Origin of the sequence: Acidovorax sp., assembly GCF_034519795.1 — a bacterium.
Classification (GTDB): domain Bacteria; phylum Pseudomonadota; class Gammaproteobacteria; order Burkholderiales; family Burkholderiaceae_C; genus Acidovorax.
Genome location: NZ_JAXHOB010000008.1, coordinates 419666 through 444919, shown reverse-complemented (window position 1 = coordinate 444919; position 25254 = coordinate 419666). Strand labels below are relative to the sequence as shown.

The 25254-nt window shown below is 67.5% G+C and carries 14 protein-coding genes; 9 read left to right on the top strand and 5 right to left on the bottom strand.

All coding sequences use genetic code 11. The features are described 5' to 3' along the window. Positions 1-5: 5 nt before the first annotated feature. Positions 6-2291 carry a hypothetical protein gene (locus U5N23_RS10355; RefSeq protein WP_322592724.1) on the bottom strand — a complete coding sequence of 762 codons (2286 nt, stop codon included), beginning with the start codon at positions 2289-2291 and terminating at the stop codon, positions 6-8. A 697-nt stretch (positions 2292-2988) separates the two neighbouring features. Between U5N23_RS10355 and U5N23_RS10350 the strand changes: the two genes are divergently transcribed. The 3 genes from U5N23_RS10350 to U5N23_RS10340 all read left to right on the top strand — a co-directional run bounded on the left by U5N23_RS10350 (position 2989) and on the right by U5N23_RS10340 (position 16131). Further along, the gene (locus U5N23_RS10350; protein WP_322592723.1) at positions 2989-10062 is read left to right on the top strand and encodes a DUF4347 domain-containing protein; all 7074 of its coding nucleotides are present in this window, start codon (positions 2989-2991) and stop codon (positions 10060-10062) included. Between the two features lie 336 nt (positions 10063-10398). After that, positions 10399-11223 carry a sulfotransferase gene (locus U5N23_RS10345; protein WP_322592722.1) on the top strand — a complete coding sequence of 275 codons (825 nt, stop codon included), beginning with the start codon at positions 10399-10401 and terminating at the stop codon, positions 11221-11223. A 15-nt stretch (positions 11224-11238) separates the two neighbouring features. Further along, positions 11239-16131 (top strand): FG-GAP-like repeat-containing protein, encoded by a 4893-nt coding sequence (locus tag U5N23_RS10340; protein WP_322592721.1) that lies wholly within the window; start codon positions 11239-11241, stop codon positions 16129-16131. Positions 16132-16200: 69 nt separating this feature from the next. On the opposite strand, the gene U5N23_RS10335 is transcribed toward U5N23_RS10340, so the two are convergent. Then, positions 16201-16518: a hypothetical protein gene (locus U5N23_RS10335; RefSeq protein ID WP_322592720.1), complete on the bottom strand. Its 318-nt coding sequence runs from the start codon at positions 16516-16518 to the stop codon at positions 16201-16203. A gap of 470 nt (positions 16519-16988) precedes the next feature. Here U5N23_RS10335 and U5N23_RS10330 point away from each other — a divergent pair, with 470 nt between their 5' ends. The 4 genes from U5N23_RS10330 (at position 16989) to U5N23_RS10315 (ending at position 22106) form a co-directional block, all read left to right on the top strand. Beyond that, on the top strand, positions 16989-18551 hold the full coding sequence (locus U5N23_RS10330) for an acyl-CoA synthetase (RefSeq protein ID WP_322592719.1): 1563 nt from the start codon (positions 16989-16991) through the stop codon (positions 18549-18551). A gap of 75 nt (positions 18552-18626) precedes the next feature. Continuing rightward, entirely contained in the window at positions 18627-19766 is a 1140-nt protein-coding gene (locus U5N23_RS10325; RefSeq protein WP_322592718.1) for an FAS1-like dehydratase domain-containing protein, read from the top strand. 5 nt (positions 19767-19771) lie between these two features. After that, on the top strand, positions 19772-20977 hold the full coding sequence (locus tag U5N23_RS10320) for a CoA transferase (RefSeq protein WP_322592717.1): 1206 nt from the start codon (positions 19772-19774) through the stop codon (positions 20975-20977). A 136-nt stretch (positions 20978-21113) separates the two neighbouring features. Further along, positions 21114-22106 carry a tripartite tricarboxylate transporter substrate binding protein gene (locus U5N23_RS10315; protein ID WP_322592716.1) on the top strand — a complete coding sequence of 331 codons (993 nt, stop codon included), beginning with the start codon at positions 21114-21116 and terminating at the stop codon, positions 22104-22106. Positions 22107-22305: 199 nt separating this feature from the next. On the opposite strand, the gene U5N23_RS10310 is transcribed toward U5N23_RS10315, so the two are convergent. The 3 genes from U5N23_RS10310 to U5N23_RS10300 form a co-directional block, all read right to left on the bottom strand. Beyond that, the gene (locus U5N23_RS10310; RefSeq protein WP_322592715.1) at positions 22306-22644 is read right to left on the bottom strand and encodes a hypothetical protein; all 339 of its coding nucleotides are present in this window, start codon (positions 22642-22644) and stop codon (positions 22306-22308) included. 55 nt (positions 22645-22699) lie between these two features. Then, positions 22700-23653 carry an IclR family transcriptional regulator gene (locus U5N23_RS10305; RefSeq protein WP_322592714.1) on the bottom strand — a complete coding sequence of 318 codons (954 nt, stop codon included), beginning with the start codon at positions 23651-23653 and terminating at the stop codon, positions 22700-22702. Positions 23654-23718: 65 nt separating this feature from the next. After that, a complete protein-coding gene (locus U5N23_RS10300; RefSeq protein ID WP_322592713.1) occupies positions 23719-24135 on the bottom strand; it encodes a PaaI family thioesterase in 417 nt (138 codons plus the stop codon). A 179-nt stretch (positions 24136-24314) separates the two neighbouring features. Here U5N23_RS10300 and U5N23_RS10295 point away from each other — a divergent pair, with 179 nt between their 5' ends. Beyond that, positions 24315-24575 (top strand): hypothetical protein, encoded by a 261-nt coding sequence (locus U5N23_RS10295; RefSeq protein WP_322592712.1) that lies wholly within the window; start codon positions 24315-24317, stop codon positions 24573-24575. Positions 24576-24725: 150 nt separating this feature from the next. Beyond that, positions 24726-24989: a hypothetical protein gene (locus tag U5N23_RS10290; protein WP_322592711.1), complete on the top strand. Its 264-nt coding sequence runs from the start codon at positions 24726-24728 to the stop codon at positions 24987-24989. The last annotated feature ends 265 nt before the right edge of the window (positions 24990-25254 follow it).

Below are 25254 nucleotides of genomic sequence, written 5' to 3'. Positions count from 1 at the left end.
TCCGGTCATACGCCCTTGCCCATCTGTGCGCTGAATGCCATCTCGGCATTGAGCATCTGGGCCTTGCTGTCGCGGTCGGCCTGGCGGTCGGCCAGCACGGCGCGGGTCTTTTGCACCTCGAAGGCCTGGCGGCTCTGTGCATCGGCCTGGCCCATGCGCTCGCGCGCGGCCGTGCTGGCGGCGTCCAGCGCCATGCGCTGCTGCGCCAGCTCACGCTGGGCCATGGCCTCGTCGCGGCGCAGCTGCAGGCGGGCCTTTTCCAGCTCGCCATCCATTGCGGCCTGCTCGCGCTGCTGGGCCAGGCGCTCGGCGTCGGGGCCGCTTTGGCCGGGGGGCTGCTGCGCCTCGGCCTGCTGCATGCGGGCGATCTCCTGCTCGGTGGGCAGCACGCGGTCGGGGTCGAGCTTGAAGGCGCGCGCAAACTCGCGCATCAGCCGTATCTGGTTGCTCGGCGGCAGGCCCATGGCCTGCGCCGTCTGCATGAAGGCCTGCAGCCGCTGCGCCTGGCCTTCCAGCTCCACCAGCGCGGCAATGCCCAGCGCACGCACGCGGCTGTCGCCCTTGATCTCGGCCTTCTCGCTGTACTGCATGTTCCAGTCGAAAAAGCGCGTGATCAGCGGCGTGACGATGTCGTCGTCCCAGTTGCGCACCGCGCGGCGCACCCACAGGTTGGCCGCGTTGTAGGCAATGCTCGCGCCCGTGGCGCTCTGCATGTAGTTGGGCGCCTCGGTGCCCTGCATAAAGGCCGGCAGCGTGCCCACCTCTTCGATGAGCTGCTTGCTCATGCCGAAGATCGCCTGCAGCTCCTGCAAGCGCGCATCGATGGCGATGAACTGGATGCCCTGGCGCGCGTCCGAGCCCGGGCGCTTGTTGCGCCAGAACTTGCCCGGCGCCATGCGCCAGGAGCCATCCACCGGCTCGATGGCCTGGTCGTCCACCACCACCTGGGGCAGCACGCACAGGCCCATGTTGTCGTGCATGGCGCGAAACGCGCTGTCGGCGCTCTCCTGGTTGTCGCGCACCTCGTAGGGCATGCCAAAGCCGAAGATGCTGGCCTCGTCCATCTGCCAGGTGAACACGCTGTAGGGGTGCTCGTTGCTATCGAGCGGGTTCAGCGCTGCCTTGAGCACCTCGCCCTGGCTGCCGAACCAGACCACGCCGGTGTAGGTCTTGAGCGGGTCGTCCTGCACCGCGCAGCCGCAGTCGATCAGGTCCTGCGCGGTGATGGGGCCGTGGTACTCCCACACCTCGTAGCGCCGGTCCTTGGCGCCACTGGCGCCGCTGATGGCGCGCAGCCGCTCGCGGTAGTTGTTGGTGGGCGTGCTCGGCTCGGCGCCCAGCAGGCGGCGCAGCGCGTCGGCGTCCACATCGGGCATGTCCTGCAGGTCGGCCGCCTCCTGGCGCGTGAGGTAGTGGCGCTCGAACACGAACTCCGCCTCGCGGATGTGCGTGCTGCTCATGTCGGGAAAGAAGTTCCAGATGTCCACGCGCGCGGCCTGCGGCAGCGGCTTGCGCGCAAGGCTCATCACATAGGCGCCATCGCCCTGCCGCGCCCAGCGCTTGGTGGTGCGGAACATCGGCACCGGGCCCTTGAGCACGCCGGTGCCGTACAGCACCGCGTCGTGGATCACATCGCGCGCATGGCGCGGGTAGCTGCACTCGGCCAACTGGTCGTCGATCTCGCGCTGCATCGCGTCGCAGCGCTTCGTGGCCTCGTCCATCATGGTGCCGATGGCGTCCTTGATGGCCCCCGCCGTCAGCATCGGCCCCTCGGGCGACTGCATGGGCGTGCCCGGCGGCAGTTGCCCGGCCAGGTCCAGGGCCTCGTCCAGGTCGGGCACGGGCGTGGGCTCGATCACGTAGCTGCGCTCCTCGCTGGGGAACAGCATGTCGAACAGCCGCGCCTCCACCAGCCCGCACAGGCGCCGCGTCAGCGGCACGAAGACCCGGCTGCCGTACTCGCCTTCGTCGCCGAACATGCCCGGGTCGTACTGCCCGTTGAACTGGCGCACGTCCTTGTACCAACGCTCCTCGGTCACCTGGCGCTGCTGCACCTGCTCCTGCGCCAGCGACAAGAGCCGCCGGCCCAGCGCGCCCACGCGCACGGCGCGGGCCTCGGCCTCGCGGCGCTGCTGCGCAGCGTCCAGCTCGGCGGCATCCGCCAACAAGGCAACCGCTTCGTCGGCCCCCATGGCGCCGCTGGCGACCAGGGCAGTGATGTCATCGGCGGCCTGCCCCGGCAGGCCCTCCGCCAGGTCATGGGAAGAATGAGAAAGCGGTGAATTGCGCATGCCCGCAGTGTTGCCAGGCGGGGGGCGCCGGACAACGCGCGGCATATATGCCGGGCTGCGCGCACCCCGACTTCGATGGGCCCCAGGGCCTGCACGGCCTGCACAAGGTGCGGCCCACGGTAGGCCTGCAACGGCGCGGTACCACCAGTACGGCAAGCCGCCGTTCCGGCACGGCCAAGCGGGCAGCCGCGCCAGCGTGAACCCGGGCCAGGTCGTCCCGCCAGAAGCACCGCTTTGTCCATTGCATGGGGCCCCCAGCGGCAGCGGGTCTCACGCAATGGAATCAAGATGTTACGGGGGCTGCCACATGGCAGCATTTTTGTTGACCCCCATGCCTGTTTCACCTACTTTCAACCGTCGCCCCAAAATGGGGATTTCGGCTGCAAGCCTTGTCATGGAATGAACGCAACAGACGCCTCGACCCAGCACGCATCCAGCGGTTTACACCGCCATGCGGGCTGCCACATGCCCGCACTGCTTGCGTTCCGTCCGTGTTCAAAAGGGGCCGGTCTGTGTGCGCAAGTCCCCACTGCCATGCAGCCAGCCGCCTATTCATTGACCCACCGCCCCAGCGGTGGGCACCTGGCGCCACCGACCACGGCGACCGCCCTCGTTCATTCGCGCCGCCTGCAGTGCGTGCCAATCAACCCACGCAGCAGATCTGCTGCGAACACACCGATTTGACCGGATCAGCACCATGACCAACACGTCCCACACCACCGGCACGGCCACGCACCAGCTCGTCTTCATCGACAGCCGGGTGCCCGACCTCCAATCCATCATAGCTGCAGCACAGCCGGGTGTGAAGGTGGTGGTGCTCAACCCTGCCGAGAATGGCGTGGCGCAGATGGCCAAGGCTCTGCAGGGCGAGCACGGCCTGAGCTCCATCAGCGTGGTCTCGCATGGCGACGACGGGGTGCTGCTGCTGGGCAATGGGCCGCTGCATGCGGGCAACCTCGACCAGCACCAGGCAGAGTTGAAGGCGATCGGCGAGGCCCTCGGGCCTGACGGTGACCTGCTGCTGTATGGCTGCGATGTGGGTGCTGGGGAGGTGGGGGCTCAGTTCATGCAGGCGCTGGCGCAACTGACCGGGGCCGATGTAGCGGCGTCGGATGACGACACCGGCGGCGAAGTCAGGGGAAGCGACTGGGACCTGGAAATCACCACAGGGGTCGTAGGGCATGACAGCGCGATCGATGTGAACATGCTTTCCAATTACGAGGGCAACCTTGCGACGCTCACCGCCAGCACGATTGGCGAGTTGCGTACCGCGCTGACTACGGCAGCCACCAATAACCAGAGTGACACGATCACCCTGCTGGCCAACATCACCGCCACCGGGTCTGGTGACCTGCTGGCCAGTGCCACCGATGGACACAATACCTTTGTCGACATCAACATCACGGATAGCCAGACACTGGATATCGTGGGCGGCGGGAACACGCTAGACGCAAACTACCATGGCCGCGTGCTGGAGATCCGGGCTGGCACGGTCACCTTGGACAGTCTGGTCATCACGCATGGCTCGATCTCCGGCGCTGGAGGCAATGGCGGCACCAGCAGCACCAATGGCGGCAGCGCATTGGGCGCTGGCATTGCCAATGCCGGTACCCTGACCATCAACAACACGACCGTCACAGCCAATGGTGCTGCCGGCGGGGGGGGCGGCAGCGGGGTTGCGGGCGCAAACGTTGGCGGTGGCGGCGGTGGCGGAGGGCCGCTGATCAATGGCGCCGACAAAGGGACCGGTGCCTCAGGGGGCAGTGCAGGAAGTGGTGCGGGAGAATACTCGGGCTTGGCTGGAAGCCTGGGGGCTGGCGGACAGGGCGGTGGCTATAAATCAAACGCAGGCTTGATGGGTGGGCGCGGAGGGGCGTCCAACGGCGGAGCAGGAGGCCAGACTTACGCCGGCTACAGTGCTGGAGGTGATGGAGCAACTGCGGTCAGCGGCACCCTCAGGGTCGGCGGCGGCGGCGGCGCCACCGGTTGGGATGCCACGGGCAAGGTCGGCGGCATCGGCATAGGCGGTATTTACAACGCCGTCGGCGGCATCGTCACCGTCATCGGCACCTCGGCCATTACCAACAACGTGGGTGCGGGTGGTGGTGGTGGTGGCGGCGGCGGCGGTTCAGTCAACGGTGGGGGCGCCACCGATCACGATGGGGGCGCTGGAGGTTTGGGGGGCGGTGGCGTGTACAACCTGGGCACCTTCAACATCACCGCCTCCAACTTCGCCGCCATGACAGGCAATGTGGGGGTCAGCGGCTCAGGCGGATTGGAGAACGGCACGGGCGACACGGGCACGGTGCCTACGGCGATCACCAAGGTCGGGGGCACCGGCACCAACAACACGGCCTATGTCCTCCCTGCCGCCCTCACCAGTGCCACGTACGACGCTGCCACCGGCATCCTCACGGGCACCGGCATCAACCTCACCAATGGGGGCGCCATCGATGTCAGCAAGCTGAGCCTCACCGGCCAGGCGGGCAGCTACACGCTGACCACGGCCAACGTCACGGCCAGCAGCACCACGGCTTTCTCGGTCACACTGAACACCGCAGACAAGGTGGCGGTCAACGGTGTCCTGAACAACAATGGCACGGTCGCGGTAGGCGGCACCACCTTCAACTTGGCCGCTGCGGCCAACTGGGAAGTCACCACCTCGGCGTCGGCCGACCTCTCGGGCAACGCCGTCACCGTCAGCAACGTCACCGCCCCCACCATCACCAGCGCCACCTACGATGGCGCCACCCACGTCTTCACCGTCACCGGCACGGGCCTGGTCAAGACCGTCGGAGCCACCAACGACGTCACGGTGTCCACCCTGACCATCACCGGCGAAGGCGGCGCCACGCGCACCCTGTCCACCACGGGCAACGTCGAAGTCACCAGCGCCACCAGCTTCACCTTCACCCTGGCCGGTGCCGACATCGCCGCAGTCGATGCCCTGCTCAACAAGAACGGCTCCACCTCGGCCAGCAGCGCCACCGCCTACAACCTGGCGGCTGCCGACGACTGGAACAGCGTGGTCACCGGCGGCGACATCACGGATGCGACCAACGCCATCACGGTCTCCAACGCTGCGCCGAGCATTTCCAGTGCCACCTACGATGCAGCCACCGGCACCCTCTCGGTTTCGGCCCTGAACATCGTCGGTGGCGACACCATCGATGTGAGCAAGCTATCCATCACGGGCCAGGGCGGAAGCTACACGCTGACCACTGCCAGTGTCACGGCCAGCAGTTCCACGGCGTTCGCCGTGACGCTGAACGCCGCAGACAAGCTGGCCATCAACGGCATCCTGAACAACAACGGCACCACAGCGATCGACACCACCAACTTCAACCTGGCCGGTGCCACGGGCTGGAACTCCACCGTCGGTGCAGCGGCAGACACCACCGGCAACGCGGTCACGGTCAGCAACGTCACCGCCCCCACCATCACCAGCGCCACCTACGACGGCACCAGCGGCATCCTCACTGTCACCGGCACGGGCCTGGTCCAGACCATCGGCGCCACCAACGACATCACCGTCAGCGCCCTGACCATCACCGGCGAGGGCGGCGCCACGCGCACCCTGTCCACCACGGGCAATGTCGAAGTCACCTCGGCCACCAGCTTCACGCTCACGCTGGCCGGTGCCGACGCATCGGCCGTGGCCTCGCTGCTCAACAAGAACGGCACCTCCTCGGCCAGCAGCGCCACCACCTACAACATTGCCGCCGCCGATGACTGGAACAGCGTGGTCACGGGCGGCGATATCGCCGACCTCACGGGCAACGGCATCACCGTCAGCAACGCGGCGCCCAGCATCCTCTCGGCCACCTACGATGCCGCCACGGGCGTGCTCACCGCCACCGGCGTCAACCTGGCCAGCGGCGGCAATGTCGTCGTCGGCAACCTCACCCTCACCGGCCAGGGCGGCGCCACCTACACGCTGACCACGGGCAACGTCACCGCCAGCAGTACCACCGACTTCTCGGTCACGCTCAACGCCGCCGACCAGCTCAGCGTCAACGGCCTGCTCAACAACAACGGGACCTCTTCGGCCACGGGCCCCACCCCGTTCAACCTGGCAGCCGCCGCCAACTGGCAGGCAGGAGCAGGTGCCGACCTCACCGGCAACGCCGTCACCGTCAGCAACGTGGCTGCCCCCACCATCACCAGCGCCAGCTACGACGGCAGCACCAACACCCTGGTGGTCACCGGCACGGGCCTGGTCAAGACCATCGGCGCCACCAACGACATCACCGTCAGCGCCCTGACCATCACCGGCGAGGGCGGCGCCACGCGCACCCTGTCCACCACGGGCAATGTCGAAGTCACCTCGGCCACCAGCTTCACGCTCACGCTGGCCGGTGCCGACGCATCGGCCGTGGCCTCGCTGCTCAACAAGAACGGCACTTCCTCGGCCAGCAGCGCCACCACCTACAACATCGCCGCCGCCGACGACTGGAACAGCGTGGTCACGGGCGGCGATATCGCCGACCTCACGGGCAACGGCATCACCGTCAGCAACGCGGCGCCGAGCATCGTGGGCGCCACCTACGATGCCGCCACCGGCATCCTCTCGGTCTCGGCCGTCAACATGGTCGCGGGCGACACCATCGATGTCTCCCAACTGTCGCTCGTCGGCCAGGCCGGGGGCTCCTACACCCTGACCACCGCCAACACCACGGCGACCAACGCAACGGCGTTCTCCATCACGCTGAACGCGGCAGACCAACTGGCCGTGGGCGGCATCCTCAACACCAACGGCAGCTCTGCCGTGGATGCCACCGCCTTCAACCTGGCCGCCCTGGCCAGTTGGAATGCCAGCCGTCCCACCGGTGCCGACCCCACCGGCAATGCGGTGACGGTATCGAATGTCAGTGCTCCCACCATCACCAGTGCCACCTACGACGCCACCACCCACATCCTCACCGTGACCGGCACGGGACTGGTCAAGACCCTGGGCGCCACCAACGACATCACCGTCAGTGCCCTGTCCATCACCGGCGAGGGCGGTGTTGCCCGCACCCTGTCCACCACGGGCAATGTGGAGGTGCTCTCGGCCACCAGCTTTGCCGTGACCCTGGCCGGTGCCGATGTCGCTGCCGTCGAGGCCCTGTTCAACAAGAACGGCAGCACCTCCACCGGTGGCACCGCCTACAACCTGGCTGCGGCCGACGACTGGAACAGCGTGGTCACCGGCGGCAGCATCGCCGACGCCACGTCGGCCATCACGGTCAGCAATGTTCCCCCGCCCACCATCACCAGTGCCACCTACGACGCGGCCACCGGCGCATTGGTGGTCACGGGCACCGGGTTCTCGGGGGCGTCCGGGGCCGCCAACGACATCGTGGCCAACCGGTTCAGCCTGCAGGGCGAAGGCGGCGCCAGCCACACGCTGACCACCACCGGCAATGTGGAGATCACCAGCGCCACGTCGTTCACGCTGACCCTGAGCGCTGCGGACAAGGCCGCCGTCAATGCCCTGGCCAACAAGAACGGCACCAGCTCTACCAGCGCCAATACCTACAACCTGGCTGCTGCCGAGGACTGGGCCGCCGGGACGGATGCCGTCGTGGCGGTGGCCGACGCCAGCAATGGCGTCACGGTGGCCAATGTGGCCGCACCCACCGTCACCAGCGCCACCTACAACGTGGCCACCGGCGTGCTGGTGGTCACGGGCACCGGGCTGCTGGGCGCCCATGGCGCTGCCAACGACATCCTCGCCAACCGGCTGACCTTTACCGGCAAGGCGGCTAGCACCTACACGCTGACAGATACCGCCAATGCCGATGTCACCAGCGCCACGGCCTTCAGCCTGACCCTGAGCACCACCGACAAGGCGGGCGTGAACCTGCTGCTGGACAAGGCCGGCACCAGCTCGGTGGACAACACCACCTACAACATCGCTCTGGCCGAAGACTGGAATGCCGGGGCCGATGCGGCCGTGGTGATCGCCGATCTCACGGGCAATGCGGTCACGGCTGCGGGCTTTCCTTCGGACGACGGGGGCGGCACCCCCACCCCGCCCACCGGCACCCCCATCGATGGCGTGCCCGTCGTCACCGAGCCGGGCCCTGGCGGCTCCACCATCATCACCATCCCGGTGGTGGTGCCCACCCGGCCCGATACCCCTGGTACGCCCTCCCCACTGGCAGATATCCCCCTGGTCACTTCGCCCAGCGGTACCCCCATCGTCTCGGTGGGTGTGCCCACCGGCGTCGGGTTGCAGGCCGAGGGGCTGACCACCACGACCACGGGCTCTGCCGCCCTGGCCGAGCTGGGTTTTCGGATCGAGCGCATTGCCGGCGACAGCCCTGAGCTGACCAACGCCGGCCAGGTGTTCTATGCCACCCTGGCGCCCAATGAACCGCTGTCGGTGCAGATCCTCAAGCCCACCATCGGTGCAGGCTACGACGGATCGCAGCCGCTGGTGATCACGGGCAGCAACAACCCTGCCGATGGCAAGCAGGCGGTGATCGTGGATGCGCGAAGCCTGCCTTCGGGCACGGTCATCCAGGTGGATGATGTGGAGTTTCTGGCGGTCGTGGGTGCCGTGCGCATCATCGGCGGCGCGGGCCAGAATGCGGCCAGCGGCGATAGCGCAGGCCAGTGGATCGTCCTCGGGCCCGATGACGACACCATCCATGGCGGTGGTGGCAATGATGTCGTGGGCAGCGAAGGCGGTGATGACCAGGTCTATGGCGATGCGGGGGACGACATCGTGTTTGGGGGCGCGGGCAATGACCTGCTCTCGGGCGGTACGGGCAGCGACAAGCTCAATGGCGGTACGGGATTTGACGTGGCGATCCAGGAAGGGCAGAAGACGGACTACACCGTGACTCTGGAAGGGGCCGGGATCAAGCTCACGCATACCGCTTCGGGTGTCTCCGACTGGCTGGTCGATGTGGAGCAGGTGCGGTTTGCGACCGGCCCGAGCCTCACGGTGGCGCACAGTGCCGCCGAAGAAGCCGGGGCCTACCTGTTCCAGAAGTGGATCGGGCGCGATCTGAACCAGGGCGAGGGGGCGATCATCCAGAGCCTGACAGGCAAGACGGCCCTGGAGGTGGCGACGCTGTTCGCGCAGTTCTTCCCCGAGCAGAGTGCTGGCAAGACGCCGGCGCAGCTTCTGGAAGGCATGGCGGCAGCAGGAGCGGTCCGCGTGGATGCCATCCGCGATGTGACCGTGACCGGGGATGCGGGCCACAACACCATCAACCCCACCTTGGGCCTGGCGCGCTACGTGGATGGCGGTGCGGGCACCGATACCGTGGTGATCCCTGCCACGCTGGGCCAGACCCATGTGCAGGCCCACGGCAATGGATCGTTCACCCTGCAGCGCCTGACCGATGGCGCGATGCTGGACACCACGCGGGTGGAGCGGGTCACGTTCAGCGACACCAAACTGGCGCTGGACCTCGATGGCAATGCCGGCCAGGCGGCCAAGCTGCTCGGTGCCCTGGGCGGGCCTGGCATGCTGGCCAACAAGGGCGTGGTGGGCGAGGTGATCCGCCTGCTCGATGCCGGGGCCACGAGCCAGACCATTGCAGGCCTGGGGCTGCAGCTCCTGGGGGCGAACACTCCCACACAGATCGCGCAGACGCTGTGGACCAACGTGGTGGGCCGCGCGGGCACGGACGGTGAGCTCAAGCTGCTCACCGACCTGATGGCCGGTGGGGTGTCGGCCGGGGAGCTGGTGGTGATCGCGGCCAATCTGGATGCCAATGCCGTGCGTATCGACCTCGTAGGCCTCACGGCCAAGGGGATCGAGTTCGCGTGAAAGTGAGCGCTTCAGGTTTCACCTGAGACCTGCCCCGCCCCCGGCAAGCGCAACTCCCTGCCGGGTACACCTTCCCTTGTCACGCCCGCCAGGGGCGCAGGCGGCACCGGTCTGCACAGGCCCCTGCCCAGCCGGCTCCCTACCTCGGTAGGGTTTACCAGTTGGTAAGGCCCGGCTACAAACCGTGTCATGTGTTGCCAATCTTTGGCGACGCTGTCGGCAGGCCTGGCACCGCATCGCCAGGCTTGGCGCCTTGATCACACACGTGAAAAAAACGAAGCGGCGCCCGCCGGCACTTGCGCGGGTGCGCTGCGTTTTTTGGGCCCCTGGAAATCTGTGCACAAGTACCACTTCATCACCGGCCTGCCACGCGCAGGCTCCACCCTGCTGTCCGCACTGCTGCTGCAGAACCCGCGCTTCCATGCAGGCATGACCAGCCCGGTGGGCGGGCTGGTCTCGGCCATCCTGCGGTTGATGAGCGCGGGCGGCGAGCTGTCGCTGCTGATCGACCCAGCGCTGCGCAAGAAGATCCTGCAGGGCCTTTTCGACGCGTTCTACGGCGACGTCGGCAAGGAAGTCGTCTTCGACACCAACCGCATGTGGTGCGCCAAGATGCCGCTGGTGGCCGACATGTTTCCACAGGCCAAGATGATTGCCTGCGTGCGCGACATCCCCTGGATCATGGACAGCATCGAGAACCAGCTGCACAAGAACCCGTTCGAGAACACCAAGCTGTTCTCCAGCGAAAACGAGCGCCTGACCATCTACAGCCGCATGGCCGCGCTGGCACGGCACGACCGGCTCATCGGCTTTCCCTGGGCTGCCCTCAAGGAGGCGTACTACGGACCGCATGCAGGCAACCTGCTGCTGGTGGACTACGACCTGATGGTGCGTGCACCGCAAAAGGTGCTTGAGCTGGTCTATCGGTTCATCGGTGAGCCCTGGTACGACGGCCATGACTTCGACAACGTCGAGTACGACGCACCGCAATTCGACGAAGCCCTGGGCATGCCGGGCATGCACCAGGTGCACCGCAAGGTGGCGCCCCGCGACCGCCAGACCATCCTGCCGCCCGACATCTTCGAGAAGTACCAGGACATGGCCTTCTGGCGTACTGACACGCGCAGCATGGCCAGCGTCATCAAGCCCACCGCGAACTGATCCAGGAAAGCCCCCATGGCACTTGCTTACACCTCCGGCCAAAGCCTCTGGTCCTACTCCAACACCAGCGACAACTCCAACGCCAGCACGGCCCGGTTCGCCGACCTCGATGGCGATGGCGACCTGGACATCTTCATCGGCGTGGAGAAGGCGGGAGGCAACCAGCCCAGCCAGGTCTGGAAGAACGATGGCGCCGGCAACTTCAGCCTGCACCAGAGCCTGCCGGCGGCGCGCATCGTCCAGTCCTGGCTGCTCAACCTCGACGCCGACCCCGAGCTGGAGCTGGTCACCCGCTCCTACCAGGAGCCACTGCAGATCTGGCAGAACAACGGCACCGGCACCTTCACGGCGGGCAGCACCATCGGCGGCAGCGTGCAGACCGCCGAGATCGCCGACCTCGATGGCGATGGCGACCTGGATGTCTTCGTCGGCATCTTCCAGGGCAACTACGCGGTCTACAAGAACAATGGCGCCGGCGCGTTCACGCTGTCGTCCAGCCCGGCCAAGGTCTCGGACCCCCAGGCCGCCACGCTGGTGGACCTGGACAGGGACGGAGACAAGGATGCCGTGCTCGTCGAAGACAACGCCGTGCGCATTCTGACCAACGATGGCAGCGGCGGCTTCACCCAGCACAGCAGCTTTGGCGACGCCTTCGGCGGCGCGGCCCTGTCTGCGGACCTGACGGGCGATGGCCATGCCGACGCCCTGGTGAGCGGGGTGAACGGCGTTGCCGCCAACCTCATCCTGTTCCAGAACAATGGCAGCGGCGCGCTGGGAACCCAGCTGCAGGCCTTCACCCGGGCCGAGGCGCCGAGCGCCTTCGCCGACGTGGATGGCGATGGCGACCTCGACGGCCTGGGCCAGAAGATCATGCTCAACAACGGGACCGGCGCGTTCACCGACTCCGGGGTGGTGCTGCAGGACCCGGCCTTCATGTACCAGGGCACGCCGGTGACCGGCCAAGCCCTGGCGGCCGGCGACGTGGACGGTGACGGCGACCTCGACATGGCAGTGGCCTTCTATGCCGGCGACTGGACGGTTCCCATCTACGCGGGGGCCGTCAAGCTGCTGCTCAACAATGCCGTGCCGGCGACCAACACCGATGGCACGCTCACTGCGGGCACGGGGGTGAGCGAGCCCGTGGGCCTGCCCAGCACGGCAGACACGGCGGCAGAAGCGGTCGATGTGTTCGACTTCCGACTCACCGACGGGGGCGGCAGCGACGGCCTGGCGCTCGGGGTGTCGCAGTTCAAGGTGCATACCTCGGGTAGCGGCGATTTCAGCAAGGTGACCTGGCGCCTGAGCGGCCCCGACGCCACCAACGTGGTGGGCACCTACAACGCCGGCACCAACGAGATCACCTTCGCGGGGCTGTCCATTTCGGTGGCCAGCGGTGGCAACGAGACCTACAAGGTCAGCGGCTTCTACAACGACCGCACCGGGCTCGCCAACGGGCAGACCTACATCCTGTCCATCGATGGCGACACCGACCTCACGCTCGCCGCGGGCAGTACGCGCATGGCCAGCGGGCAGGCGGCGGTGACCAACGGCGCGGGCAGCACCGTCAGCGTGGTCAACGAGGCGCCCACCAACATCGCGCTCTCGGCCGCCAGCGTGGCAGAGAACACCTCCACCGCCACGCCGCTGAGCATTGGCGCACTCACCACCACCGACGTGAATGCGGGCGACAGCTTCACCTACAGCATCTTTGGCGGCGCGGACGCGGGCGACTTTGCCATCAGCGGCAGCAACCTGCAGTTCAAGGCCGGCACCACGCTGGACTACGAGGCCAAGGCCAGCTACGCCGTCACCGTGCGCTCCACCGACAGCGGCGGCCTGTTCACCGACAAGGCCTTCACGGTCGCAGTGAGCAACGTCAACGAGACGCCCACGGTGGCCACCCCGCTGGCCGACCAGGCAGCCACGGCCACGCAGGCCTTCAACTTCACCTTCGCATCCAATGCCTTCCAGGATCCCGATGCCGCCACCACGCTGACCTACACGGCCACGCTCGACGGCGGTGGCGCCCTGCCCGGATGGCTTGCCTTTGACCCCGGCACGCGCAGCTTCAGCGGCACCCCGGCTGTGGGCGATGCGGGCACGCTGCAGGTCCGGGTCACGGCCAGCGATGGCAGCCTGAGCACCAGCGACACCTTTGCCCTGGTGGTCACTGCCGCCCCTTCGGTCAGCAGCATCGTGCGCACGGGTGGCTCGGCGCTGACCAATGCCCCCAGCGTGGACTACACCGTCACCTTCAGCCAATCGGTGAGCGGCGTGGACATCGGCGACTTCACCGCGACAGGCGTCGGCGCCGCCGGCACCGTGACCGGCATCAGCGGCGCGGGCAGCACCTACACCGTGACGGTCGGCAGCGTGAGCGGCGACGGCACCCTGCGCCTGGACCTCAACGCCAGCGGCACGGGCATAGAGAACGGCCTGGGCATGGCCATCACGGGCGGCTACACCGCGGGCGAGGCCTACACCATCGACACCGTTGCCCCCGCAGCCTCGTCCCCACCCGACCTCGATGCCGCCAGCGATACCGGCGCCTCCAGCACCGACAACATCACCAGCGCCACCACGCCCACCTTCTCGGGCACGGCGGGGCTGAACGCGGGCGTGACGCTGTACGACACCGACGGCACCACGGTGCTGGGCAGCACCACGGCCGATGGCGCGGGCCACTGGTCCATCACCAGCACCGCGCTGGCAGCAGGCACCCATACCCTGACCACCAAGGCCTCGGATGCGGCGGGCAACTTCAGCACGGCATCGCTGTCCCTGGGCGTGACCATCGATCCCACCGCCCCGGTGTTCACCTCGGCCACCGTCAACGGCAGCACGCTGGTGCTGACCTATACCGATGCGGGCGCGCTCGATGCGGTCAATGCAGCTTCGTCCGGCGCGTTCACGGTGATGGTGGGTGTGGTCCCGAACGTGGTCACGGCGGTGGCCGTGAATGCCGCCTCCAGAACGGTCACGCTGACCCTGACCACGCAGGTGGCCAACGGCCAGGTGGTGACCGTGGCCTATGCCGACCCCACGGGGGGCAACGATGCCAGCGCGATCCAGGACGCAGCCGGCAACGACGCCGCCACGCTGGCGGCCACGGCGGTCACCAACAACACCCCGCCCCCCGATCCAGGCCCGGGCACACCGCCCTCCACCCCCATCGACGGCGTGCCCGTCGTCACCGAGCCCGGCCCCGGTGGCTCCACCATCATCACCATCCCGGTGGTGCCGCCCACCCGGCCCGATACGCCGGGCACGCCCAGCCCGCTGGCCGACATCCCCATCGTCACCGCGCCGGACGGCCGCCCCATCCTGCAGGTCGGCGTACCTCCCGGCGTAGGCCTGCAGGCCGAGGGCCTTTCTTCCAGCACCAGCGGTGCCGCAGCGCTGGTCGAACTGGGTTTTCGCATCGAGCGCATTGCCGGCGACAACCCCGAGCTGACCAACGCCGGCCAGGTGTTCTACGCCACGCTGGCGCCCAATGAGCCCCTGTCGGTGCAGATCATCAAGCCCACGGCAGGCGCGGGGTTCGACCCCAACGTGCCGCTGGTGATCACGGGCAGCGCCAACCCCGCCGATGGCAAGCAGGCGGTGATCGTGGATGCGCGCAGCCTGCCTTCGGGCACGGTCATCCAGGTGGATGATGTGGAGTTTCTGGCGGTCGTGGGTGCCGTGCGCATCATTGGTGGCGCGGGCCAGAATGCGGCCAGCGGTGACAGTGCGAACCAATGGATCGTCCTCGGGCCCGATGACGACACCATCCATGGCGGTGGGGGCAATGACACCGTGGGCAGCGAGGGCGATGATGACCAGGTCTACGGCGATGCGGGGGACGACATCGTGTTTGGGGGCGCGGGCAATGACCTGCTCTCGGGCGGCACGGGCAGCGACAAACTCAATGGCGGCACGGGCTTCGATGTGGCCATGCAGGAAGGGGCGCGCAGCGACTACACCGTGACTCTGGAAGGAGCCGGTATCAAGCTGACCCATACCGCCAGTGGCGTGTCTGACTGGCTGGTCGATGTCGAGCAGGTGCGCTTTGCGACGGGCCCAAGCCTCACGGTGGCGCACAGTGCCGCCGAGGAGGCTGCCGCCTTCCTGTTCCAGAAGTGGCTGGGGCGCGATCTCACGCAGGGCGAGGGGGCCATCATCCAACCCTTCACCAGCACGTCGGCGCTGGAGGTGGCCACCCTGTTTGCCCAGTTCTTCCCGCAGCAAAGCGCGGGCAAGACGCCAGCGCAGTTGCTCGATGGCATGGGCGCCGCAGGCGCTGTGCGCGTGGATGCCATCCGGGAGGTCACCGTCACGGGCAATGCGGGCAACAACACCATCAGCCCCACGCTGGGCCTGGCCCGGTATGTGGACGGCGGTGCCGGCACCGATACGGTGGTGATCCCTGCCACGCTGGGCCAGACCCATGTGCAGGCCCACGGCAATGGATCGTTCACCCTGCAGCGCCTGACCGATGGCGCGATGCTGGACACGTCCCGGGTGGAGCGGTTGACCCTCAACGACACCAAACTGGCGTTGGACCTCGATGGCAACGCCGGCCAGGCGGCCAAGCTGCTCGGCGCCCTGGGCGGCCCTGGCATGCTGGCCAACAAGGGCGTGGTGGGCGAGGTGATTCGCCTGCTCGATGCCGGGGCCACCAGCCAGACCATTGCGGGGCTGGGGCTGCAGCTCCTGGGGGCGAACACGCCCACGCAGATTGCGCAGACGCTGTGGACCAATGTGGTGGGCCGGGCGGGCACGGAGGGCGAGCTCAAGCTGCTTACCGACCTGATGGCCGGTGGGGTGTCGGCCGGGGAGTTGGTGGTGATGGCGGCCAATCTGGATGCCAATGCCGTGCGTATCGACCTCGTAGGCCTCACGGCCAAGGGGATCGAGTTCTCCTGAGACAGTGCCTTGGACTGCGGGGTCACACGGCCTTGCCCAGTCTTCCATGGCCTGCAGGCGCGGCCTGGCTCAAGCGCCGGATTTGAGCGGCGCCTTGCCAGCGCGCTGCGCAGCGGGCGGCAGCAAGGCCGTGGCATTGCCCGGTGACCGGCCCACCGCGTTGAAGCGCGACTGGTAGGTTCGCACCAGTTGCAGCAGCTCGGGGCAAGACTGGCGCTCAGGGCCACGCGGCGCGACCCAGCCGCCCACGCTCCAATTGCAGCCACTGGCATCGCGCTCGGACAACGCGATGAGGCGGGGCTGGACGGCACCGAATTTCTGCTGCTGCAGCACCTCCTGCGCGAGCAGCGAGCGGAGTTGTTCAAAGGTTTTCAGTTGACGGTTCATGGACAGGCCGTGTCGGTGGGAAGAATCCACCATTGTCGGAAGCCCGGCCCAACATTGTCAAAATCAGATTTGAATTGTTTATAGACAATTCTCGACAAAGCCCCAGGCCTCACCGGCCAGTGCCCACGCCACCCGGCGCAACATCTGGCCTGCGTGGCCAGCTGCAGTGCGCCCGCCGGGCGGGACAGCGGCCAGAGGCAGGGTCGCCATGCGCGCCTGCTTGCGCACCGGCATGCGCCTGCACCACGCCCCTGCGCACCACCGCCCCCCTTCGCCCCGCTCGCCCCGCTCGCCCCGCTCGCCCCGCTCGCCCGGCAGGCCCGGCAGGCCCCTTCGCGCACCCGGATACCCCCCATGCGGCCTTCTATCAATCCCATTTTTATTTGTCTATGTACAATCAATAGTGTCATTTGACAATTATTTGACGAATGCCGAGACTGCATGCACCGCCACAGAGAGCACATGCAGCCATGAACCGACTTACCGACAACACGAGTTACGCCGACGCACAAAGCCATTTTTCGAGCGAGCGGCTGTGGGACCTATTTGATGGAAACCGCCAGTCCTTCAACATCGCCCACGAGTGCGTGGACCGCCATGCAGGCCAGGGCCGCGATGCAGTGATCGTCTGCCGCGCGGACGGCGTGGACGAGAAGATCAGCTTCGACGAACTGTCCCGCGATTCGTCGCGTTTCGCTCACTTCCTGCAGGCCCAGGGGGTGGACCGGGGTGATCGCGTGGCGATCATGCTGGAGCCCTCGCGCGAGTTCTACACAGCCATGTTCGGCGTGATCAAGCGCGGCGCCATCGCCGTGCCGCTGTTCACCCTGTTCGGCCCCGACGGCGTGCGCCTGCGGGTGGGTGATTGCAAGCCCAGCCTGCTGGTCACCAACCAGGACAAGCGCGACGTGGTCGCCAACCTGGGCAACACGCCGTTCCAGGTGTTCAACGAAGGGCTGTGGCAGCAGCTGGCGGCCCTTCCCGGCGAGTACCAGGTCCAGTCGGCCCCGGAAGACCTGGCGGTGTTCCAGTACACCTCAGGCACCACGCGGGAGCTGCCCGAAGCCGTGAAGCACACGCACAAGGCCCTGGTCACGCTGATGGTGGCCGCGCTGTACGGTACGGGCCTGCGCCCGGGTGACCGCTTCATGTGCCCCTCCTCCCCTGCCTGGGGCCACGGCCTGTGGCACGGCACGCTGGCCCCGCTGGCGCTGGGCCTCACGGTGGGCTGCTACAGCGGCCGCTTCAACCCCGAACGGCTGCTCGCGGCGCTCTCGGCACACCGCTTCACCAACATGTCCGCTGCCGCCACCCACTACCGCATGATGAAGAACTGCGGCAAGGCGGGCGACCACAGCTACCAGTTCGAGAAACTGTCGTTCACCGGCGAGCCCATCGACGACGATACCGCCGACTTCGTGCAGCAGCAGTTCGGCTTGCCGGTGTGCAGCATGTATGGAACCACCGAGATCGGCGTGGTGCTGGCCAGCTACCCCGGGGCCACCGATTTCCCGGTCAAGCGCGGCTCGCTGGGCAAGGCCGTGCCCGGCACGGTGGTCGAGGTCCACGACGCCGACGGCAAGGTCTGCCCCCCCGGCACCACCGGCCAGCTCATGGTGCTGCGCCGTGGCCAGTGGGTGCCCACCAAGGACCTGGGTCGCACTGACGAGGACGGCTACTTCTACCACGGCGGCCGCGCCGACGACGTGATCATCTCCGCCGGCTGGACCATGAGCGCAGTGGAGATCGAGAACGTGATCCTGATGCACGAGGACGTGCTCGAGGCTGCCGTCATCGGCGTGCCCGACGGCATCCGCGGCCAGGTCGTGAAGGCCTTCGTGGTCTCGAACCGGGCCCACAGCGACGCCTTCACCGACGAGGTGCAAAGCCTCGTCAAGACCAAGCTCAGCCAGCACGAATACCCGCGCCACATCGCCTTCGTGGCAGAGCTGCCCAAGACCCCCGCGGGCAAGGTGCACCGCAAGGTGCTGCGCGAGCGCGAGGCCGCAGCCCTGGCGGCAGCCGTGCATTGAGTCCGGCGTCGCCCCCTTTCCCTTCCCCCGCCCCTTTTCAGTTCACTTTCAACCACCTGTAAAAAAGGAGACAGCATGTCCAGCGAAACACAGCGCACCTTTCCCAAGATCACCGACAGCGGGCTGGATGACCTGCGCCAGCGCATCGGCATGAAGATCGGCCAGACCGCCGAGCCCTGGTGCTACGAGGCCACGCGCGACAACATCCGCCACTATGCCCATGGCATCGGCGACGACAACCCCCTGTGGTGCGACCCCGACTACGCGGCCAAGAGCCACTATGGCGGCATCGTCGCCCTGCCCAGCTTTCTGTTCTCCACCAGCCGCATCATCTCGGGCTACGTCGGCGGGCTGCCGGGCGTGCACGCCATGTGGTCCGGCGCCGACTGGACCTGGCACAAGGAAGTGCGCCGCAACGACGTGATCTCCACCGAGGCCTACCTCAAGGACCTGGTCGAGCACCAGACGCGCTTTGCCGGCCGCGCCATCCAGCAGATCTACCACGTGGACTTCTTCAACCAGAGCGGCGACAAGGTGGCCGAGGCCGACAGCTGGTGCTTTCGCACCGAGCGCGACCACGCCCGTGAAAGCGGCACCAAGTACAGCGAAGTACGCGCACGCGGCGTGCGCCGCTACACCGACGAAGAGCTGGCCGAAGCCTACAAGCTCTACCGCGACGAAGAGGTGCGCGGCGCCGTGCCCCGCTACTGGGAAGACGTGAACGTGGGTGACGAACTGCCCACCATGTTCAAGGGCCCCATGACGGTGACCGGCTTCGTCGCCTACGCACAGGGCTGGGGCGGCCTGTACATCCGCGCCAACAAGCTGGCCTGGAAGCTCATCGACGCCCACCCGGGCGTGGGCATCAAGAACCGCTTCGGCATCCCCGACGTGCCAGAGCGCGTGCACTGGGAAGAAGACTTCGCCCTCGAAGTCGGCGCCCCCGGCGCCTACGACTACGGCCCGGAGCGCACCTCGTGGATGACGCACCACCTCACCAACTGGATGGGCGACGCCGGCTTCCTGCACAAGGCCACCTGCAAGGTGCGCCGCCACAACCCCGAAGGCGACATGGTGTTCATCAAGGGCCGGGTCACGCGCAAGTTCGTGGAGAACGGCAAGCACCTGGTGGAGATCGAGCAGGAAGCGCAGAACCAGGACGGCGAACAGTCCGCCGTGGGCGGCGGCGTGGTCGTGCTGCCCAGCCGCGGGTGAACACCATGGAAACCGCCAGCGCCACGGCGCTGGGGGGCCTGCGGGTCGTGGACCTGACGCGGGTGCTCGCAGGCCCCCTGTGCACCCAGATGCTCTCCGACAACGGCGCCCACGTCGTCAAGATCGAGCCTCCGGGCGGCGACGAAACGCGCCACCTCGGCCCGCCCTACGACGCCATGGGCCACAGCGCCTACTTTGCCGCGCTCAACCGCGGCAAGAAGGCGCTGAGCCTGGACCTCTCCCAGCCCGAAGCGCAGGAGGTGCTGCACCGCTTGCTCGACGGCGCCGACGTGGTGGTGGAAAACTTCCTGCCCGGCACCATGGAGAAGTGGGGCCTGGGCTACGAGCAGGCCCTGGCCGCGCGCTACCCACGCCTCATCTACTGTGCTATCTCCGGCTTCGGCCGCGACGGCCCGCTCGGCGGCCTGCCGGGCTACGACGCGGTGCTGCAGGCGCAGTGCGGGCTGATGAGCATCAACGGCGAATCGGCCAGCGGCGCCACGCGCATGGGCATCCCCATCGTGGACCACCTGACCGGCTACGTCGCGCTCACCGGCATCCTCATGGCACTGTGCAGCCGGCAGGCCAGCGGCCACGGGCAGCGCGTGGAGGCCACCCTGTACGACACCGCGCTCAGCCTGCTGCTGCCGCACGCGTCGAACTGGTTCGCCTCGCACCAGACGCCGGGCCTGCTGGGCAGCGCGCACCCCAACATCGCGCCCTACGACAAGTTCAAGGCGCGCGATGGCCATGTTTTCATCGGCATCCTCAACGATGGCCAGTTCCGCCGCTTCAGCGACCACATCGGCAACCCCGGCCTGCCGGCCGATCCGCGCTTTCACAGCAACGCCGAGCGCCTGGCGCACCGGCCGGCGCTCAAGGCCCTGATCGAGGCAGCCATCGCCGATGCCGACTGCGAGCCCCTGTGCCAGGCCCTGATGCGCGTGGGCGTGCCGGCCGGGGTGGTCAACGACGTGCCCCAGGCGCTGGCCCAGGCGCATTGCGCGCACCGCGAAATGGTCATCCAGCAAGGCACGTTCACCGCGCTCAGGGCGCCCATGCGCCTGTACGGCACCCCAGCCTCGCCCGGCCCCCCGCCACCCGGCTTCAGCCAGCACGCCGACGAGGTGCTGGCCGACCTCGGATTCAACGAAACCCAAAGGAAAGATTTCTACGACCGGGGCATCGCCCGCCCCCAACCCTCTCTCTGATACGGATCTGGATTCAATCGGATAACCAGGCGGGACGCCGCAGACAGTGCTTTGGCACGGCAAGGCGAACCAACGACGTTAAACGGTTGAAGGCAACGCCGTATGAACTGCAGAATACAACCACAAGGAGACAAGCATGCGAACCCTCGCTGCCAGCAAAAAAATCATCTCGACCGCAGCCAGTCTGCTGTTCATTCTGACGGTGCCCGCCGCATCCCATGCGCAGGCACCCGCCTATCCCAACAAGCCCATCCGCATCATCGTGGCCTATGCCGCCGGCCAGGGCACCGACGTGGCCACCCGGCTGCTGGGCGAGCAGCTCTCGCGCGAACTGGGGCAACCCATCGTCGTGGAGAACAAGGCCGGCGCCGGCGGCATCCTCGGCACCGAGCTGGCCGCCCAGGCCGCGGGCGACGGCTACACCCTGACCATGGGGACCAACGCCACCCATGTGCTCAACCAGTTCCTCTACCCCAAGATGCCGTTCGACCCGGTGAAGGACTTCGAGCCCATCGCCATGGTCGGCACCTTCCCCATGGTGCTCGCCGCAGGCGCCAGCACGCCGTACCGCACGGTGAGCGACGTGCTGGACGCCGTCAAGCGCACGCCCGGCTCGGCCGACGTCGCCATGCCCAGCACCTCCGCACGCCTGGTGCTCGAATTCCTGAAGGAGCGCTCGGGCGCCCCGCTCTTCGGCATCCCCTACAAGGGCTCGGGCAGTGCGATGACCGACGTGCTCGGCGGCCAGCTGTCCCTGACCATCGACACGCCGCTGGCACTGCGCCCTCACCTCGCGGCCGGCAAGCTGCGCGCCCTGGGCGTCACCTCGGCCACCGCCAGCAGCCTGGTGCCGGGCGTGAAGCCGGTCGCCGAGCAAGGCCATGCGGGCTTCGAATTCGTGGCCTGGAATGCGCTCTACGCGCCCAAGGGCACGCCGGTGGAGATCACCAAGGCCCTGAATGCCGCCGTCAACAAGGTACTTGCCAAGCCCGATGTGCGCCAGCGGCTGCTGGACCTGGGCTTCGATCCTGCAGGGGGGAGCGCGGTCTACCTGGGGGTCTTTGCGAAGAAGGAGCGCGAGCGCTGGGCGCCGATCATCAAGGCGGCAGGGATTCGGGCGGACCAGTAGGAGCGCCGGGCCTGCGCCACCGCCTCGCTGTGTCGTCGGGGTGGTGGGGGTCTTGCCGTCGCCGCCCGGGTCCATGGTTGCCCGCGTTTCTGGTTCGGGGGCGGGCACGCACCCCGGCACGCTGCCACCACCGCAGATCGCCGCGAGCCGTCCATCGGGGCGCTCGCGGCGTGGCCTTTTCAGCGCGCCGGGCCAGTGATCAGAAACTGCCCGGAAAGATATTCCCCGGCACCTCCACGGTGGCCCGCGCGTAGCGCAACTGCGCGTCCAGCAACAGCGCTTCACCCGTCTGGCCGCGTTCTTCGCTGAAGGCCCGGATGTGCAGCCGCACCTCCTGCGCATCCGCCGAGACGGCCTGGCCCTTGAAGATGACGCACTGCCCCAGCCGAGGACGTCCGTGCAAGGCCACGTCCTGCAGCCCGATCAGTTGCACCGGCGCGCCAAAATGCCGGCCCGGCAGCACGGAGCCGGCCAGGTCCATCCGGGCCAGCAGCCAGCCAGCGGGCAACTGGCCGCTGGTGTCGATGTCCGCAGGCATGGTGATGGTCCTGAGCAGGATCTCCCAGGCTGCCCCAATCGCTTCGGCGACCATGCTATGCCCCTCCCCCGAGCAACGCCGACAGCTCGGCCGCCTCGCGCTGCATGACCTGGGCCATCTGCTGCACCCGGGGAGCGCCGAGCTGGCTCGTGAGCCCCACGGCCACCAGGGTGTTCACCAGCCGCCCGCCCGACGACAGCACCGGCACGGCCACGACGGTGATGCCCGCCATGAAGTTGTCCCGGTCCAGCGCCCAGCCGCGCGCGCGGGTCAGCTCCACCTCCTTCTTCCAGGCGGTGTAGCTGGGCGCCTTGTCCCACACCACCTGGGCGAACTTGTCCTTGAGCACCGGCCAGCCTTCACCGCTGTACGCGGCAATCAGGCGCCCCGTGGCACTGACCAGCGTGTCGAACTGGCTGCCCACATCGGTGTGCACGCGAAAAGGCTGGTTCGACTGCGAGATGGCCAGCACCAGCACCGTCTGGCGCGCGGTGATCTCCACCCCCATGGCGGTCACGCCGAACTGCGCGGCCATGCGGTCCAGCACCGGCTGCACCAGCTGCGCGAAGCCGCCCCCTTCGAGCACGCTGCGCGCCAGGCTGATCATGCCGGTGCCCAGTGCATAGCGCTTGGTGGTCGGGTCCACCGTGACCAGGTCTTCCGCCACCAGCACGCGCAGGATGTGCAGGCAGGTGCTGGGCACCAGCTCCAGCGCCTGGGCAACGGTCTTGAGCGTGAGCGGCTGCTTTTGCTCCCCCAGCAGCCGCAGGATCGCAATCGACCGCGTCACCGCCGGAACGGGGCGCACGCGTACACCCCGGGCAGGCTTGGCCGCTGCGGGCGTGGTGGCAGGTTGGGATCGGGTGGCCATGCGGGGGTGCTTCTTCTGGAACTGCAACCCGGCAAGGGTAACCCGATTTGCATCGCCTTGCGGCAGCGGGTGCCCCGCCGCCAGGCCATACAGGGCCATCAGGCTGTGCTGTGCGGGAATGGGGGTTCTGTCGTCCATGTGCCTCTCCTCGTCCATGCGGGTCAAGGGGCCGGCGGTCACGAAGGCGCCGCCCGCCCAGGGGTTTACGGCTTCGTCAGCGGGTTCAGGGGCTTCATCAGGGCCTGGGCACCCAGCACCAGGCTGTCGTCCACGCGCAGCTCGCCACGCATGAACACCAGCGAACCGGTACGCCTGGCCACGTGGGCCCGGGCCTCCACGAACTGGCCCGGCAGCACCGGCGCGGCGAAGTGCGAATCGAGCTGCAGGGTGACGCAGGGCACCCGGCCGCAGGCCTCCCAGGCCACCGTGCTCATCGCGTGGTCCACCAGCGTGAGCAAGGCCCCGCCATGCACCACACCCGCCGGGTTCAGGTGCTGCGGCCCGATGGCAAAACCATAGGCCCAGCCCTCCCCTTCGCGCCGTGCCCACAGGGGGCCGGCGTGGGCAATGAAGCCCTTGAGTTCACGCACCTGCCAGTCCGAGAGTGTCCCCAAGGCCATGTCTCCTGCACCTTATGTTGATCAGCCAGGATTGCAATTGTATATTATCAACAAAATTGTATTAATACAATTTCAAGTGGCGCACACCCTGGTTGCCAAACACCCATTGCCAAGCGCCCGGTGCCGGGGGCAGCATGCGCAGGCCCTATGCCCCATGCGCGCGCTCCGAGGGAACCCCCATGCCGTCCAGCCCACAGCCAGCCATCACCGTGCGCCAGCGCGCGGTGCAGGTCTGCCTCTTCCTGGTCGCAGCCATTGCCGTGTTCGGCGGCACGCTGCAGATGTTTCTGGGCCAGCCCGACACCACGCCGCGGCTGGACAACGTGCACCGCTTCATGGCCGGTGTGTGCCGGTGTGTACCTGCCGATGTGTTTCATCGCGGTCTGGGCCGCCGCGCCTGGTCTCGATGGGCCAGGTGGGCCTGCCCAAGCCGGCCATGACCTGGATCGGCTACCTGGTGCCCGAGCTGGAGGTGCCACTGGTGCTGGTCCTGGCACACCGCAACCCCAGACCCCCTGGGGCGTGAAAGCGATGGAGTCGGCTGCCTGCATACTGCGGACCTGCACACTCCAAAATCGAGGCTGCTGTCGATGGTCTTCTTCGCCCATACCCGCAAGGGGTACGAAACCTGGCTATCCCTCGGCCTGACCGGCACGGCCCCGCTGTGGGTGACCGCCAATGTGCTCGAGGAGGGCGAGTTGCACGGTACCGTGCTCCAGGGCGCCAACGTGAGCGCCTTCACCTGGACCATCGACCCCGGCGACAGCGCCTCGATTGCCGCGGCCGTGCACACCATCGCAGAGCACCACCCCGGCCACATCATCTGGGCCGAAGGAACGACAGTCTTCGACTGAGAGGCTGAGAATCTTTTGGCCAGGCCCGCGCCCAATGCCTGTTTCCTTCGAGCCGCCTGTGCAGCGGTAGCCCCCTTTCACGCTCAGCCGGGCACGCTGAAGGCGGACGGAACCTATGCACTGCCGTGCATAGAAGCACCACGCAGCCCGCGTGACGCAAATCACCACCCGCCGCATTTGTAAGGCCTGTCCTACAAATTACAGGCCGTCTGCGATGTAACATGTGGTTTCATATCACCACCCTCCCGGTACGGTCGGCGAATCC